At 30.2% G+C, this 344-nt stretch carries 1 pseudogene; it reads right to left on the bottom strand.

Going from position 1 to position 344, the window contains the following annotated elements:
• Positions 1-344 (bottom strand): annotated as a pseudogene (locus ACX6CF_RS27005) (DNA repair protein RecN); the annotation flags it as partial.

The following is a 344-nucleotide window of genomic DNA, read 5'->3' as shown; positions in this document are numbered from 1 at the left end:
CAAAATATCTTGATTCATCTAGCTCAAAACTACTTATATAGTCGTTTATATCTCTATTAAAATCACTTAACATAATCTCAATGTTTGAGATCTGTTCTTCCATGTTCATTATATTTTTATCTAGTGTTTTTATTCCAGACAGCAACCTTACAGATTGCCCAATTTGGTCTATTGCACCAGTCATGTTGGTACTGTCTCCATTAACATAAGTATGTATTTCTGACATGGACTTAATAATCTTTTTACCATTTGAGAGTAAAGTGTATTCTTCCTTGAGTTTCTCATCTTCACCAATTATCAGATTAGCTGATGTTATCTCATTTATTTCATATTCCAAAAAAGAT

The organism is Vallitalea sediminicola (assembly GCF_054408565.1).
The sequence above is the reverse complement of the archived record's forward strand: the minus strand, read 5'-3'. Positions and strand labels throughout refer to the sequence as shown.